The 14,614-nt window shown below is 70.1% G+C and carries 14 protein-coding genes; 6 read left to right on the top strand and 8 right to left on the bottom strand.

The features are described from left to right. Window positions 1-78: 78 nt before the first annotated feature. From KCH48_RS19440 to KCH48_RS19430, 3 genes are all read left to right on the top strand, one after another. Complete coding sequence (locus KCH48_RS19440; protein ID WP_210575709.1) at window positions 79-1,662, top strand: TROVE domain-containing protein; 1,584 nt, start codon at window positions 79-81, stop codon at window positions 1,660-1,662. A gap of 87 nt (window positions 1,663-1,749) precedes the next feature. Further along, window positions 1,750-2,379 (top strand): GntR family transcriptional regulator, encoded by a 630-nt coding sequence (locus tag KCH48_RS19435; protein ID WP_210576001.1) that lies wholly within the window; start codon window positions 1,750-1,752, stop codon window positions 2,377-2,379. Window positions 2,380-2,393: 14 nt separating this feature from the next. Continuing rightward, complete coding sequence (locus KCH48_RS19430; protein ID WP_210575708.1) at window positions 2,394-3,410, top strand: 1-aminocyclopropane-1-carboxylate deaminase; 1,017 nt, start codon at window positions 2,394-2,396, stop codon at window positions 3,408-3,410. 67 nt (window positions 3,411-3,477) lie between these two features. Here the strand turns inward: KCH48_RS19430 and KCH48_RS19425 are convergent, their stop codons facing one another. From KCH48_RS19425 to KCH48_RS19390, 8 genes are all read right to left on the bottom strand, one after another. Beyond that, window positions 3,478-4,695: a TerD family protein gene (locus KCH48_RS19425; protein WP_210576000.1), complete on the bottom strand. Its 1,218-nt coding sequence runs from the start codon at window positions 4,693-4,695 to the stop codon at window positions 3,478-3,480. A gap of 85 nt (window positions 4,696-4,780) precedes the next feature. Next, window positions 4,781-5,002: a hypothetical protein gene (locus tag KCH48_RS19420; RefSeq protein WP_210575706.1), complete on the bottom strand. Its 222-nt coding sequence runs from the start codon at window positions 5,000-5,002 to the stop codon at window positions 4,781-4,783. A gap of 328 nt (window positions 5,003-5,330) precedes the next feature. Beyond that, entirely contained in the window at window positions 5,331-6,320 is a 990-nt protein-coding gene (locus KCH48_RS19415) for a zinc-dependent alcohol dehydrogenase family protein (protein ID WP_210575705.1), read from the bottom strand. After that, complete coding sequence (locus KCH48_RS19410; RefSeq protein ID WP_210575704.1) at window positions 6,317-7,162, bottom strand: carbohydrate ABC transporter permease; 846 nt, start codon at window positions 7,160-7,162, stop codon at window positions 6,317-6,319. The genes KCH48_RS19415 and KCH48_RS19410 overlap by 4 nt, the downstream gene beginning before the upstream one ends. Beyond that, window positions 7,159-8,097, bottom strand: a complete 939-nt coding sequence (locus KCH48_RS19405) for a carbohydrate ABC transporter permease (protein ID WP_210575703.1) — start codon at window positions 8,095-8,097, stop codon at window positions 7,159-7,161. Before KCH48_RS19405 ends, KCH48_RS19410 begins: the two co-directional genes overlap by 4 nt. Further along, the gene (locus tag KCH48_RS19400; protein WP_210575702.1) at window positions 8,094-9,464 is read right to left on the bottom strand and encodes a sugar ABC transporter substrate-binding protein; all 1,371 of its coding nucleotides are present in this window, start codon (window positions 9,462-9,464) and stop codon (window positions 8,094-8,096) included. Before KCH48_RS19400 ends, KCH48_RS19405 begins: the two co-directional genes overlap by 4 nt. A 76-nt stretch (window positions 9,465-9,540) precedes the next feature. Further along, window positions 9,541-10,311, bottom strand: a complete 771-nt coding sequence (locus tag KCH48_RS19395; RefSeq protein ID WP_210575701.1) for a DeoR/GlpR family DNA-binding transcription regulator — start codon at window positions 10,309-10,311, stop codon at window positions 9,541-9,543. Between the two features lie 302 nt (window positions 10,312-10,613). Beyond that, window positions 10,614-11,423, bottom strand: coding sequence for an NAD(P)-dependent oxidoreductase (locus tag KCH48_RS19390; protein WP_210575699.1), 810 nt, complete (start codon window positions 11,421-11,423; stop codon window positions 10,614-10,616). A gap of 204 nt (window positions 11,424-11,627) precedes the next feature. Here KCH48_RS19390 and KCH48_RS19385 point away from each other — a divergent pair, with 204 nt between their 5' ends. The 3 genes from KCH48_RS19385 to KCH48_RS19375 all read left to right on the top strand — a co-directional run bounded on the left by KCH48_RS19385 (window position 11,628) and on the right by KCH48_RS19375 (window position 14,501). After that, window positions 11,628-12,569 carry a 5-dehydro-4-deoxyglucarate dehydratase gene (locus tag KCH48_RS19385; protein WP_210575698.1) on the top strand — a complete coding sequence of 314 codons (942 nt, stop codon included), beginning with the start codon at window positions 11,628-11,630 and terminating at the stop codon, window positions 12,567-12,569. Continuing rightward, complete coding sequence (locus KCH48_RS19380; RefSeq protein WP_210575697.1) at window positions 12,566-13,738, top strand: hypothetical protein; 1,173 nt, start codon at window positions 12,566-12,568, stop codon at window positions 13,736-13,738. Before KCH48_RS19385 ends, KCH48_RS19380 begins: the two co-directional genes overlap by 4 nt. A 169-nt stretch (window positions 13,739-13,907) precedes the next feature. Next, window positions 13,908-14,501 carry a TIGR03086 family metal-binding protein gene (locus KCH48_RS19375; RefSeq protein ID WP_210575696.1) on the top strand — a complete coding sequence of 198 codons (594 nt, stop codon included), beginning with the start codon at window positions 13,908-13,910 and terminating at the stop codon, window positions 14,499-14,501. The last annotated feature ends 113 nt before the right edge of the window (window positions 14,502-14,614 follow it).

Here is a 14,614-nt window from a genome sequence, read left to right as displayed (position 1 = left end):
TCGCCGACCCCAGACCTCGGGCACATTCCATTTGTTGCGCCTCCCCTTGGAAAATCAATGAATTCGGGGGAATTCACCATGGCGCGTTTCAACACCAAGTCCACCAAGGCACAGCCCACTTCCCGCGTGACGTCGACCGGGCGCGTTCTGCGTACCCACCAGGGCGGTCGGGGTCAGGAGCGTGACGCACGCTCCGAGCTCTTTCTCCTCTCGATCGCCAACTTCGTCGCACAGCAGACCTTTTACGAGAGCGGCGAGGCACGCGACGACCGGTTCGCCGCGCTCGTACGCCGGCTCGCCGTCGAGGACCCGGAGTGGACCGCGGGCCTGCTCGGCTGGCTGCGCGGCGAGGGCAACCTGCGTACGGCCGCCATCGTGGGCGCCGCCGAGTACGTGAAGGCGCGGCTCGACGCGGGCGCGACAGACGGCCCGTCCAACCGGCAGGTCATCGACTCCGTGCTGCGCCGCCCCGACGAGCCCGGCGAGCTGCTCGCGTACTGGACTTCGCGGTACGGCCGCGCCATCCCGAAGCCCGTGAAGCGTGGCGTCGCCGACGCCGTACGCCGCCTCTACAGCGCCAAGTCGCTCCTGAAGTACGACACGGCGTCCAAGGGATACCGCTTCGGCGACATCCTGAACCTGGTGCACGCCGCGCCGGACCCTCAGAAGCCGTGGCAGGGCGAGCTGTTCCAGTACGCGCTCGACCGCCGGCACAACCCGGACACGGCGGTGGTGCCCAAGTCGCTGCCCGTGCTGGCGGCCCACCGTGACCTGATGGCACTGCGGCCCGCCAAGCGGCGCAAGGTCGTGACCGGTTCGGGCGGCTCGCAGCGTCTCGCGGACGCGGGCATCACCTGGGAGGCGCTGGCCGGCTGGCTGCAGGGGCCGATGGACAAGGCGGCCTGGGAGGCCGTGATCCCGTCCATGGGTGCCATGGCGCTGGTCCGAAACCTGCGGAACTTCGACGAGGCCGGGGTCTCGGACGAGGTGGCGGCTCAGGTCGCCGCCAAGATCAGCGACCCGGCGGAGGTGGCGCGTTCGCGGCAGTTCCCGTTCCGCTACCTCGCCGCGTACCAGCACGCGCCGTCGCTGCGCTGGTCGTACCCGCTGGAGCAGGCACTCGGTCACTCGCTGGCCAACGTGCCCGCACTGCCGGGCCGCACGCTGGTGCTCGTCGACCGCTCGGGCTCGATGTTCTGGTCCCGGCTGTCCGACCGCTCGGAGCTGAACCGGGCGGACGCCGCGGCGATCTTCGGCACGGCGCTCGCGCTGCGGGCGGCGGACGCGGATCTCGTCGAGTTCGGTACGGGCAGCAACCGGATCCGCTTCCGCAAGGGCGAGTCCGTACTGAAGGTGCTCGACCGTTTCGGCGACCTCGGCGGTACCGACACCACCGAAGCGGTGCGCAAGCACTACAAGAAGCACGACCGCGTACTGATCGTCACGGACGAGCAGGCCGCGTACAGCCACCACGGCGACCCGACCGAGCAGGTCCCCGCCCACGTGCCGGTCTACACCTGGAACCTCGCCGGATACCGGGCGGGCCACGGCCCGTCGGGCCAGGGCAACCGCCACACCTTCGGCGGCCTGTCGGACGCGGCGTTCCGGATGGTGCCGCTTCTCGAGAGCGCTCGGGACGCCGACTGGCCCTGGGCCGCGTAGGCCCCGGCGTGTGCCCCGCACTTCGGTGCGGGGCACACCCTTGTCCGTCGCCATGATTGACATCTAACATTTCAGTTTGTGGAAGCCATACCGCGCACCCTGCTCCGCGACCGTGCCTACGAAGCGATACGGGACGCCATCGTCGCCGGTGAGATCGAGCCCGGTGCGGTCGTGCGGGACGGCGAGTTCGCCGAGCGGCTGGGGCTGTCGCGGGCGCCGGTGCGGGAGGCGTTCTCGCGGCTCGTGGACGAGGGGCTGCTGGAGAGCAAGCCGCAGAGTTATACGCGGGTGACTCCGGTCGTCGCGGCCGACGTACGGGACGCGGCGGCCGTCGTCGGAGCCATGCACGAGCTGGCCACCCGGGTCGCCGTGCCCCGGCTGTTCGCCGCGGACATCGAGAAGATGCGGGCCGCCAACGAGCGGTTCGCCGCCGCCGTCCGCGCGGGCGACGTCGACACCGCCCTGCACGCCGACGACGAACTGCACGACGTCCTCGTCCGCGTCAGCGGCAACCGCGCCGCCGCGGCCACCGTCGCCCGCTACACCCCCCTCATCCGCCGGCTGGAGCGCCGCCGCTTCGGTGAGGGCGGCACCTGCCGGTCGCCCGGGCAGCACGAACGGCTGATCGCGGCCTGCGGGGACAAGGACGTCGACGAGGCGGTCCGCGTCACGGCGGAGATCTGGCGCACCCTCGTGGACCTGGCCGACCCCGACTGAGCCAAGGAGGCTCCATGTCCCTCTCCTCGTACGAGCGTTACCCGCTGCTCTTCGGCCCCTCACCGGTGCACCGGCTGGACCGCCTCACCGAACACCTCGGCGGCGCGTCCCTGTGGGCCAAGCGCGAGGACTGCAACTCTGGTGTGGCGTACGGCGGCAACAAGACCCGCAAGCTGGAGTACCTGGTCGCCGACGCGCTCGCCAAGGGCTGCGACACGCTCGTCTCCATCGGCGGGGTGCAGTCCAACCACACCCGTCAGGTCGCCGCCTGCGCCGCCCGTGCGGGACTCAAGTGCGTGCTGGTGCAGGAGAGTTGGGTGGAGTGGCCCGACTCGGTGTACGACAAGGTCGGCAACATCCTCATCAGCCGACTTGCCGGCGCGGATGTACGGCTTGTGCGCGCCGGGTTCGGGATCGGCTTCAAGGAGAGCTGGGAGCAGGCCCTCAGGGAGGTCGAGGATGGGGGCGGGAAGCCGTACGCCATCCCTGCCGGCGCCTCCGACCATCCGCTCGGCGGTCTCGGTTTCGCCGGGTGGGCGTACGAAGTCGCCGAGCAGGAACGGGAGTTGGGCGTCTTCTTCGACACCGTGATCGTGTGCTCCGTGACCGGCTCTACGCAGGCGGGCATGGTCGCCGGGTTCGCGGCACTGGAGGAGGCGGGTGGACGGCCCCGGCGAGTCATCGGCATCGACGCGTCCGCCGCCCCCGTCCGCACCCGGGAGCAGATCGCGCGGATCGCGCAGGGCACCGGGCAACTCATCGGCGTACAGAAGGAGTTGACGGAAGCGGACGTCGAGCTGGACGAGCGTTACCACGCGGGCACGTACGGGATTCCCGACGAGGCGACGCTCGCGGCGATGCGGCTCGCCGCTCGGACCGAGGGGATGGTCACCGACCCCGTGTACGAGGGGAAGTCGATGGCCGGGATGATCGACCTGGTCTCGCGCGGCGAGATCGGCCGGGACTCCACCGTGCTCTACGCCCATCTCGGCGGGCAGCCCGCGCTGAACGCGTACAGCGCGCTGTTCTAGACGACCGAACGCCGGGCCGCCCCCACGGTTGGGGCGCCCCGGCGTTCGTATCGGCTCGGCTCGGCCGCTACAGCGACTGGGCCGCGGGCTTCACCATGCCCCGCACCGTCCGTGACTTGACGAAGTCGCCCATCGCCGTCATCTCCCACTCGCCGGAGAACTGGCGGATCAGCTTGGCCATGATCACGCCCGTCTGCGGTTCGGCGCTGGTGAGGTCGAAGCGGACCAGTTCCTCGCCGGTCGAGGCGTCCAGGAGGCGGCAGTAGGCCTTGGCTACCTCGGTGAACTTCTGGCCGGTGAAGGAGTTGACGGTGAAGACCAGGCCGGTGACGTCCTGCGGGAGGCGGCCGAGGTCTACGGTGATCACCTCGTCGTCTCCGCCGCCCTCGCCGGTGAGGTTGTCGCCGGAGTGGCGGATCGCGCCGTTCACGATCTGGAGCTTGCCGAAGTAGCAGCTGTCGATGTGGTTGCGCTGCGGGCCGTACGCGATGACCGAGGCGTCCAGGTCGATGTCCTTGCCGCGGTACGCCGGCTCCCAGCCGAGGCCCATCTGGACCTGGGAGAGCAGGGGGCGGCCGCCCTTCATCAGGGACACGGTCTGGTTCTTCTGGAGGCTGACCCGGCCCTTGTCGAGGTTGATCTTTCCGGCGCCGGGGGCGGGGGCGGCCGGGGGCGGGGACATGGCAGGGGCCGGCGGGGTGACCGGGGGCTGCATCGTGGGCGTGGGGGCCGGCGGGGGCGGCGGCGGGGTGACCGGCTGGGGCGGTGCCACGGGAGCCGGGGTGGGCGCCGGTTCCTCCACGCTGACGCCGAAGTCGGTGGCGATGCCGGCCAGGCCGTTGGCGTATCCCTGGCCCACCGCGCGGGCCTTCCAGACGCCGTTGCGCAGATAGATCTCCACGACCACCAGGGCCGTCTCGGCGCCGAGCTGCGGGGGTGTGAAGCTGGCCAGGGCGCTGTTGTCGTCCGCGTTGCGGATCGTGGCCGTGGGTTCGATGCCCTGGAAGGTCTGGCCGGGGGCGTCCGGGCTGGCGGTGACGACGATCTTCTCGATGCCGGGGGGTACGGCCGCGGTGTCGACCGTGATCGCGTCGGGGGCGGTGCCGCCGCCCGAGCGGTACGTCACGCCGGGGCCTGAAGGCTGGTTGTAGAAGATGAAGTCGTCGTCCGAGCGCACCTTGCCGTCGGCGGTGAGCAGCAGGCCCGATACGTCGAGCCGCACCGGGGCGGCGACGTCCACCGTCACGCGCGCGGTGGGAAGAGGGATGTTCGAGCCGGGGGTCATAGCTGTCATGCCCGGTGAACGAGCGAGGGTGTTTTGCCGTTCCCTTACCTGGGGGCCAATCGGCTGAGTGGGTCTTAGCGGCGGTTCAGTGGCGGTTGCGGGGGTGGTTGCGTGCCGTGCGTTCGTTGCCGCGTTTGTAGTTTCCGGTCCAGCGGGCCATGACCAGTTGCGGGTCGGCTGTGGTGACCTCGTGGCGGAACTGGTCCGCTCGGGAGCCGCGCAGGACTGTTGCCTCGCGGCCGGAGTGCGTGATCAGGACGGTGCCGTCCGGGCGGTCCTCGTACTGGAAGCCTTGGGGTCTTGGCATGGTCGCGATGGTACGGGCGCGGGGTGGTGCGGCCTAGCGGTTTCGCCCCCGCCGCCCCTACCCGTCCCATCCCTGGGGGCTGCCGCCCCCAGACCCCCGCTTCGGCCTGAACGGCCTCGTCCTCAAACGCCGGACGGGCTGGATTGTGCGGACCGGCGCCGAGAAGCGAGCGCCAGCGGTCCTGAAAAATCAGCCCCTCCGGCGTTTGAGGAGCGGGGTCCAGGGGCGGAGCCCCTGGCGGGGTGCAGAGGCGGAGCCCCGCGGGGGTCCATGGGGGCGGAGCCCCTGGGGGATGGGACGGGTAGGGGCGGCGGGGGCGATCAAAGGGTTACGGCACTACCACGATTTTGCGGCCGACGCCCGATGCGAACTGGTCCAGTGCCTCCGGGTACCGGTCCAGGGGGATGCGGTCGCTGATGAAGATGTCGGGGTTCAGGACGCCCGTGGCGAAGAGTTCTGCCGCGCGTTCGAAGCTGTGGAGGACGGCCATGGAACCCGTGATGGTGATTTCTTGGTTGTAGATGCGGTACGGGTCGATCGTGACCCGGGTCGCGTAGTCCGCCACGCCGAACTGCAGGAACGTGCCTGCCTTCGCCACCCGTTCCAGGCCGTCCTGGATCGCCGCCGCGTTGCCGGTGGCGTCGATGACGAGGTCCCAGCCCTGGGGGCGGTCGAGTTCGTCGGGGTTCGCGGCGGAGGACGAGACGCCCAGGCGGCGGGCGGTTTCGAGGCGGGTGGGGTTCACGTCCACCACGTCGACGCTCGCCGCGCCGGTCCGCTTGGCCAGTTCCAGCATCATCAGGCCCATCGTGCCGGAGCCGTAGATCAGGACGTGGGCGCCCAGGCGGGATTGCAGGACGTCGTAGCCACGGACGGCGCAGGACAACGGCTCCACCAGTGCCGCGTCCTGTGTGCGGACGTGTTCGGGCAGTCGTACGCAATTCGCCACCGGAGCCACCGCGTACCGCGCCGCACCCCCGGCTGTCGTCACGCCGATCGCCGCCCAGCGTTCGCAGAGGTTGTTGTGGCCCGTACGGCAGTACCGGCACTCGTAGCAGTAGAGGGATGGGTCCACTGCCACCCTGTCGCCTACCGACAGCTCCGTGACCTGGGTCCCCACCCCGACCACCTCGCCCGCGAACTCGTGCCCCGGCACGATCGGCAGCTTCGGGGCGAACTCGCCCTGGAGGATGTGCAGATCCGTTCCGCACAGGCCGCACGCCGCGACCTCGACCACGACGTCGCGCGGTCCTGGCGTCGGGTCCGGGACCTCGGCGACGACGGCCTTGCCCACGGACTCGATGACGGCGGCCTTCATTTGACGGCTCCCAACGACAGGCCCTGGACCAGCTTGTCCTGGGCGGCGAACCCCGCGGCGAGCACCGGCAGGGAGATGACGAGCGAGGCGGCGCACACCTTCGCCAGGAACAGGCCCTGGCTGGTGATGAAGCCGGTGAGGAAGACGGGGGCCGTTTCGGCTACGACGCCTGTCAGCACCCTCGCGAACAGCAGCTCGTTCCAGCTGAAGATGAAGCAGATGAGGGAGGTTGCGGCGATGCCTGGCAGGGCGATGGGGGCCACCACTCGGGCCAGGATCGTCGGGAGCCGCGCGCCGTCCACCCTGGCCGCCTCGATCACCTCCACCGGGATCTCGGAGAGGAAGGACTGCATCATCCAGACCGCGATCGGCAGGTTCATCGACGTGTAGAGGATGACCAGCAGCCAGACGTTGTCGAGCATGTCCGTGTTCTTGGCGAACAGGTAGATGGGCAGCAGGCCCGCCACCACCGGCAGCATCTTCGTCGAGAGGAAGAAGAACAGGACGTCCGTCCACTTCTTCACCGGGCGGATCGACAGGGCGTATGCCGCGGGGAGCGCGAGGAGGAGGACCAGCAGCGTCGATGCCACCGACGCCACCGCCGAGTTGATCAGGGACGGCCAGGGGCTCGCGCCGCCGCCCGCGCCGAAGAACTCGCGGTAGCCGTCCAGGGTGAGGGCGGCCGCGAAGGACGGCGGGTTGGTCGCCGCGTCCTCCTCGGAGTGGAAGGACGTCAGCGCCATCCAGGCGATGGGCAGGAAGAAGACGATGCCGGTCAGCCAGGCCACCAGGCCCAGGCTGATGCCCTTGCGCTTGCGGATGCGTACGGCGATGTCGCTCATGCGCGGCCCACCTCCTCGCGGAACAGGGACGACACGACGCGCAGGGCGAAGGTCGCGATGATGATCGAGCCGATGACCACCAGGACGCCGGCGGCCGAGGCGAGGCCGTTCTCATGGGCCTGGTAGAAGGTCTGGTAGACGGTGTAGGGGAGGTTGGCGGTGCCCAGACCGCCCGAGGTGATCGTGAAGACCGCGTCGAAGTTCTGGACGATGTAGATCGAGCCCAGCAGGGCGCCCAGTTCGAGATAGCGGCGCAGATGCGGGAGCGTCAGGTAGCGGAAGATCTGCCAGTCGCTCGCGCCGTCCACCCGCGCGGCCTCCATCTGCTGCTGGTCGCGGCTCTGCAGGCCGGCCAACAGGATCAGCATCATGAACGGGGTCCACTGCCAGACCAGCGCGGCTTCGACGGCGAGGAGCGGGGTGTTGGAGATCCAGTCCGGCTGTGGGCCGCCGACGTAGTGCAACAGGCCGTTGAACAGGCCGTATTCGGGGTTGTAGAGGACGTGCTTCCAGAGCAGCGCCGCGGCCACCGGGACGACCAGGAAGGGGGCGATCAGCAGCGTGCGGACCAGTCCCCGGCCCTTGAACTTCCGGTCCAGGAGCAGCGCCAGGGCCAGGCCCAGGACCAGGCTGGCCAGCACCACGGCCACGGTGAGCAGGATCGTCGTCCACACGGAGCGGCGCAGGTCCGGGTCGGTGAGGACTTCGGAGTAGTTGGCGAAGCCGGTGAACTCGCGGGCGTCGGGATAGAGCGAGTTCCAGTCGAAGAACGAGATCACCAGCGTGGCCACGAAGGGCAGCTGGGTCACGACGATCATGAAGATCAGGGCGGGGAGGAGGGGGGCACGGGTGGCCCAGGCGCGCATGCGTCCCGAGGGGCGCTTCTCGGCGCGGACGGTTGGTGTGGCGATCGGAGCGGTGGTCGTGGCGGTCATCGTCCCTCGTACTCCTCGGAGATCTTCTCGGCGAGCTGCTGGGACTTGCTCAGGGCCGAGTCGACGGACTGGCGTCCGGCGATGGCCGCGCTGATCTCCTGGGAGACCTTGGTGCCGAGGTCGGTGAACTCGGGGATGCCGACGAACTGGATGCCGGGTGCCGGGCGCGGCTGCACTCCCGGGTCGTTCGGCTTGGCGCCTTCGATGGCTTCCTTCGTCATCTCCTGGAAGGCGGCGGCCTCGGCGCGGTAGTCGGGGTTCTCGTACGTCGACGCGCGCTTGCCCGCCGGTACGTTCGACCAGCCGATCTCGTCGCCGACCAGTTGCTCGTACTCCTTGCTGGACGCCCAGGACACGAACTTCCAGGCCTTGTCGGGGTTGCGGGAGGCGTCCTGGATGCCCCAGGCCCAGGTGTAGAGCCAGCCGGCGGACTCGGTCTTGTCGACCGGCGCGGGCACGTAGCCGACCTTGCCCTTGACCGGGGAGTCGGCGGACTCCAGGGAACCGGCCGCGGAGGTGGCGTCGTACCACATGGAGACCTTGCCCTGGGTCATGTTGTTCAGGCACTCGGCGAAACCGGACTGGGCGGCGCCGGACTCGCCGTGGTCACGGACGAGGTCGACATAGAACTTCACCGCCTTCTCCCACTCGGGGGAGTCGAGCCGGGCCTTCCAGTCCTTGTCGAACCAGGTGCCGCCGAAGGTGTTCACGACCGTGGTGAGCGGAGCCATGACCTCGCCCCAGCCCGGCAGGCCGCGCAGACAGATGCCCTTCATGCCGGACTCGGCGCCGTCCGCCTGCGCGGCGAGGTCCGCCACCTGCTGCCAGGTGGGGTGCGCGGGCATCGTCAGGCCCTGCTTCTCGAAGACGTCCTTGCGGTACATCAGGAAGGACGACTCGCCGTAGAAGGGCTGGCCGTAGAGCTTGCCGTCCTCTGCGGTCAGGGACTCGCGCATCGGCTTGAGGATGTCCTGCTCGTCGTACGCCGGGTCCTTGGCGACGTACGAGTCCATCTCGTGCAGCCAGCCGTTCTTGGCGTAGATCGGTATCTCGTAGTTGGACAGGGTGGCCACGTCGTACTGGCCGGCCTGGTTGGCGAAGTCCTGGCTGATCTTGTCGCGGACGTCGTTCTCGGGGAGGACGGTGAAGTTGACCTTGATGCCGGTCTCTTTGGTGAAGTGGGCGGCGGTGAGCTTCTGGAGCTCCACCATCTGTGGGTTGTTCACCATGAGGACGTTGATCGAGTTTCCGCCCGATCCGGCCCCGCCCGCGCCGACCCAGCAGCCGGTGAGCAGCGGGGCGAGCAGCGTCCCTGCGGCGACCGCGGCGAGTGTGGCTCGCGGCCTCCGACGGCTCTGGGTTCGCATGGATCGCTCCTGAACATTTGGGGAGATAAGGGGTGTTGCCGGGCAGGGGGTGCCCTACAGGAGGTGCATTGGATTTTCAGACCCGGATGACCTGCGGCCCCAGCAGTGAGTAGCGGTGGGCCTCGGCCGTCGGGAGCAGTGTGCTCGTGACGATCGCCTCCACCGCGCCGACCTCGGCGAACCGGCAGAAGCTCACCGCCCCGAACTTGGTGTGCACGCCCGCGAACACGGTGCGCCGGGAGGCGCGCACGGCCTGCGCCTTGACCTCGCTGACGGCGGGGTCGGGGGTGGTCAGACCGTGCTCGCGGGAGATGCCGTTGGCGCCGATGAAGGCGAGGTCGATGACGAAGCCGGCGAGCATCTTCGTCGTCCAGTGGTCGACGGTGGCCAGGGTGCCGGAGCGGACCCGGCCGCCGAGGAGCAGCACCGAGATGCCCTCGACCTCGGCGAGCGTGCCGGCGACCGGCAGGGACGCGGTGACCACGGTCAGCGGCCGGTCCCGGGGGAGTGCCTCGGCGATCAGCTGGGGGGTGAACCCCTCGTCGACGAAGACGGTCTCGGCGTCCCCGAGCAGCTCGGCCGCGGCGGTCGCGATGCGTCGTTTCTCGGGGACATGGCTGGTGGCGCGGAAGGCGAGCGTCGTCTCGAAACCGGCGCTCTCCACGGGATACGCGCCGCCGTGGGTGCGGCGGACCAGTCCGTGGTCCTCCAGGGCGCGCAGATCCCGTCGTACGGTCTCCTTCGCCACGCCCAGCTCGGCGGCGAGCGCGGTGACATCGACCGAGCCGGAGGCGCGAGCGACGCGGACGATCTCCCGCTGACGCTCTTCCGCGGTCTTCTCGCCCATGACCGACACCTGCCTTCGTACGGTGAGCTCCGTTGCCCGTTCGGGCCCGGTGGGACCCATGCAGGAAGTTCTACAGCGGGCGCGCGGCACTGACCAGGCCTGTTGGGGGCCCGATAATGCCCGTGTGTGCCCGTTCGACTCTACCGGTGCCCGCCTCGGACCAGCACGGCTGTCGAGAAGGGCGTGAGATCGGGCATGACCCGTGCCCGGATACGCCGAAGGGCGGGCCCGTTCCGTGCCCGCCCGCCGTAGAAGTGCTCTCGCGTACGTAGGAGTGAAGCAAGTATGAGCGAAGTCGGACGTCAGTACGGCCAGATCGGCGGATCGCTGACGAAGTGGCCGCCGAGGTAGGCGTGCGCCACGTTCTCCGGGTCGAGCTCGCCCTGTTCGGCGACGAGCTTTTCGGCGTACGGCTCGGAGTCGTCCTGTGGTGCGTAGCCGAGGGCCCGCGCGGTGGTCAGGTCCCACCACAGGCGGGTGTTGGCGGAGGAGCCGTAGACGACGGTGTGGCCGACGTGCTCGGCGGTCAGGGCCGCGTGGAAGAGCCGGGCGCCGTCGGCCGGGCTCATCCACACCGAGAGCATGCGCACGCTGGTCGGCTCGGGGAAGCAGGAGCCGATGCGCACGGAGACGGTCTCCAGGCCGTGCTTGTCCCAGAAGAACTGGGCGAGGTCCTCGCCGAAGGACTTGGACAGGCCGTAGAAGGTGTCGGGGCGGCGCGGGGTGTCGATCGGAATGAGGGGGTCTTCGCCCTGCGGGCGGGGCGTGAAGCCCACCGCGTGGTTGGAGGAGGCGAAGACGACGCGCTCGACGCCCTCCTGGTGGGCCGCCTCGTACAGGTTGTACGTCCCCTCGATGTTCGCCCTGACGATTTTCTCGAACGGGGCTTCCAGGGAGATGCCCGCGAGATGGATGATCGCGTCGACGCCCCGGACGGCCTCGCGCAGGGCGTCCTTGTCGGCGAGGTCGGCGACGATCGCGTCCGGCTCTCCCTCGATCGGGCGCAGATCGAGCAGGCGGAGTGTGTAGCCGTAGTCCGGGAGCAGGTCCCGCATCAGGGTGCCGAGCCCGCCGGCGGCGCCGGTGAGCAGAACGGTGCGGGGGGCTGGCATCCTCGGTTCTCCTTGAGTTCAGGGGCCGTATGCATGCACGCACGGTATTCACATTCATGGACAAGCTAGGGATCACCGACCTTGCCCGTCAAGGGTGGCGCACTCCGCGTTCATAAACGTAAACTCCGATCAGAAACCTGCATGCAGTTCCTCCTCCTGTGCAACCGCCCTCGTTCGCAGCCGTCCTCGTTATAGGGAGCGCCCGTGACGCCAGCCCCCCTTGCCGCACGCCTGAGCATCCCCAGCGGGCCGCTGTTCTTCCCCGTCACCGCCTACGGCCCCGACGGCGCGGTCGACCTGGACGTCTACCGCACCCATGTCCGCCGGGGCGTCGAGGCCGGGGCCGCCGCCGTGTTCGCCTGCTGCGGCACCGGGGAGTTCCACGCGCTCACGCCGGAGGAGTTCGAGGCCTGTGTGGGCGCGGCCGTCGAGGCGGCCGAGGGGCGCGTCCCGGTCGTCGCGGGGGCCGGGTACGGCACCGCGCTCGCCGTGCGGTACGCGCGTCTCGCGGCGGCGGCCGGGGCGGACGGGCTGCTCGCCATGCCGCCGTACCTCGTCGTCGCCGGGCAGGAGGGGCTGCTGCGGCACTACCGGGAGGTGGCCGACGCGACCGCGCTGCCCGTGATCGTCTACCAGCGCGACAACGCCGTGTTCACGCCGGAGACGGCCGTCGAACTGGCCCGCACGGACGGCATCATCGGATTCAAGGACGGGCTCGGCGACCTGGACCTCATGCAGCGCGTCGTCAGCGCCGTCCGCACCGAGGCCCCCGGCGACTTCCTCTACTTCAACGGACTGCCGACCGCCGAACAGACCCAGCTCGCCTACCGCGGCATCGGCATCACCCTCTACTCCTCCGCCGTGTTCTGCTTCGTCCCGGAGATCGCCCTCGCCTTCCACCGGGCGCTCGGCTCCGGCGACGACACCACCGCGCACCGCCTGCTGGACGGCTTCTACCGGCCCTTCGTCGACCTGCGCGCCCAGGGCCGCGGCTACGCCGTCTCGCTGGTCAAGGCGGGCGTACGGCTGCGGGGGCTCGACGTCGGTCCGGTACGGTCGCCGCTGCACGAACCGGCCGGGGAACATGTGAAGCAGCTGGCCGAACTCATCGACAGGGGCTACGAGTTGCTGCAGGAGGATGCGTGAAGGCGTCGACATTCGTCTACCCCTGGGACGTGAACGGCGACCCGGAGGCCCCCGGCCGGATCGCCGCGCTCGGCGTGCGGCAGGTGACGCTCGCCGCCGCCTACCACTCCACCCGCGCCCTCACCCCCCGCCACCCGCGTCACCGCATCGTCACCGCCGAGCACGCGGCCGTGCTGTACCCGATGGACGACCGGTGGAAGGGGCGGGAGCTGCGCCCGTACGCGGCCGGTGACTGGGCCCCGGGCGACGCCTACGGCGAGGCGGCCGCCGCGCTCGCTGACGCCGGCCTGGAGGTGCACACCTGGGTCGTCCTCGCGCACAACTCCCGTATGGGCGCCGAGCATCCGGACACCTCGGTCGTCAACGCCTACGGCGACCGCTACCCGTGGGCACCCTGCATCGCCCAGCCCGCCACGCGCGCGTACCTGATCGACCTGGCCGCCGAGGCTGCGGTGCGGCCCGGCGCGCGCGGCACCGAACTGGAGTCCCTCGGCTGGTACGGGCTGCAGCACCTGCACGCCCACGACAAGACCGGCGGAGTGGGCCTCGGGGACGCCGGGCAGTACCTGATGTCGCTCTGCTTCTGCCCGCACTGCCGCACGGGATACGGCGAACAGGGCTTGGACGCCGACGAGTTGGCGGCAGCCGTACGCACCGCGCTGGAGCCCGTGTGGCAGGGCGCACCCTCCGACAGAGGCTGGGCGGCGATCGAGAAGCTGCTCGGCGAGACGAACGCGACGGCCACGCGCGCGTGGCGCGACGACACCGCCCGCACGCTCCAGGAGGCGGCGGTCCGAGCGGTGCGTGCGGCCGCTCCCGACGGCTTCCAGGTCCTGCTGCACGCCGACCCGGTGTCGTACCACTGCGGTGCGAACGCGGGGGTGGACCCCGAGCACATCCTGTCGGTCGCGGACGGTGTGGTCGTACCGTGCGCGGGCGGGCCGGGTCTGCTCACGCCCTTCGTGGAACAGGGTGGCGTGGAGCAGGGGAGCGCCGTCATCGCCGCCAACTTCACCGTCGTCTCCGGCATGGGCGGCAGCCCCGCCACGCTCACCGCGGACCTGGCCCGCGCCCGGGAACTCGGGGCAACCGAGATCCGGCTGTATCACGCCGGGTTGGCATCGGACGGCGACCTGGAGGCGGTGCGCTCCGCACTCACGGCGAGCTGACCGCCACCACCAGCAGATGCCTTGATGCGGCTGTGGAACGGATCCTTGAAGTGATCCCGGTCCCGGCTGAGGAGGCGATGAGCCGGCCGGCCGATGAGTTTTGCGCCGCGGGCCGGTCCACCACCTGAGACGTCTGAGACCGCGACCGACGACATCAGGAGGACCCGCCATGCCCGAGCCGATCATCGACCTCGGCCCGCAGACCAGGATCGTGGCACGCCTGGCGGACGGCGTGCCCGACGAACGGCTCGGGGACGTGACGCCCTGCCCCGACTACACCGTGCGCAACCTGCTCGGGCACCTCACCCACCTGGCCGCCGCCTTCCGCGACGCCGGCCGCAAGGACCTCGGCCCCGGTACGGACACCGACCCCGGCGCCTCCGTGCCGGACATCGCACCCGGCTGGCGCGAGGAGCTGCCCAAGGTCCTCGACGAACTCGCCGAAGCCTGGCGCGACCCGGCGGCCTGGACCGGCGAGACCCGCGCGGGCGGCGTGCCGCTGTCGGGCGCGGAGGCCGGAGCCGTCGCCGTGGACGAGCTGGTCATCCACGGCTGGGACCTGGCCCGCGCCACCGGCCAGCCCTACGAGCCCGACCCCGCCGCCCTCCAGCTCTGCCACGGCCTGCTCCTCGCCGCAGCCGACGACCCCTCCCGCGGCGACGGCATCTTCGGCCCGGTCGTCCAGGTACTGGAGGACGCCCCCCTGCTCGACCGAGCGGTGGGGCTGAGCGGCCGCGACCCGGGGTGGACGCCCGCGCCGTAACTTCAACTTCCTTCGGCAGAACCTGTCAGAAGCATTGACGAAACATTGCGCCCCTCTTACCTTCAACGCGTCGTACTTCGTACGTCATATATGAGACGCGATATGTGAGATCC

It is taken from the genome of Streptomyces sp. GESEQ-4, from assembly GCF_017948455.1.
Taxonomy (GTDB): domain Bacteria; phylum Actinomycetota; class Actinomycetes; order Streptomycetales; family Streptomycetaceae; genus Streptomyces.
This window is presented reverse-complemented; position numbering and strand designations above follow the sequence as displayed.

Bases quoted from the DNA above. Each gene is read 5' to 3' on its own strand.
- KCH48_RS19440 (WP_210575709.1), top strand. From the start codon at position 79: ATGGCGCGTTTCAACACCAAGTCCACCAAGGCACAGCCCACTTCCCGC.
- KCH48_RS19430 (WP_210575708.1), top strand. From the start codon at position 2,394: ATGTCCCTCTCCTCGTACGAGCGTTACCCGCTGCTCTTCGGCCCCTCA.
- KCH48_RS19425 (WP_210576000.1), bottom strand. From the start codon at position 4,695: ATGACCCCCGGCTCGAACATCCCTCTTCCCACCGCGCGCGTGACGGTG.
- KCH48_RS19420 (WP_210575706.1), bottom strand. From the start codon at position 5,002: ATGCCAAGACCCCAAGGCTTCCAGTACGAGGACCGCCCGGACGGCACC.
- KCH48_RS19415 (WP_210575705.1), bottom strand. From the start codon at position 6,320: ATGAAGGCCGCCGTCATCGAGTCCGTGGGCAAGGCCGTCGTCGCCGAG.
- KCH48_RS19410 (WP_210575704.1), bottom strand. From the start codon at position 7,162: ATGAGCGACATCGCCGTACGCATCCGCAAGCGCAAGGGCATCAGCCTG.
- KCH48_RS19405 (WP_210575703.1), bottom strand. From the start codon at position 8,097: ATGACCGCCACGACCACCGCTCCGATCGCCACACCAACCGTCCGCGCC.
- KCH48_RS19400 (WP_210575702.1), bottom strand. From the start codon at position 9,464: ATGCGAACCCAGAGCCGTCGGAGGCCGCGAGCCACACTCGCCGCGGTC.
- KCH48_RS19395 (WP_210575701.1), bottom strand. From the start codon at position 10,311: ATGGGCGAGAAGACCGCGGAAGAGCGTCAGCGGGAGATCGTCCGCGTC.
- KCH48_RS19390 (WP_210575699.1), bottom strand. From the start codon at position 11,423: ATGCCAGCCCCCCGCACCGTTCTGCTCACCGGCGCCGCCGGCGGGCTC.
- KCH48_RS19375 (WP_210575696.1), top strand. From the start codon at position 13,908: ATGCCCGAGCCGATCATCGACCTCGGCCCGCAGACCAGGATCGTGGCA.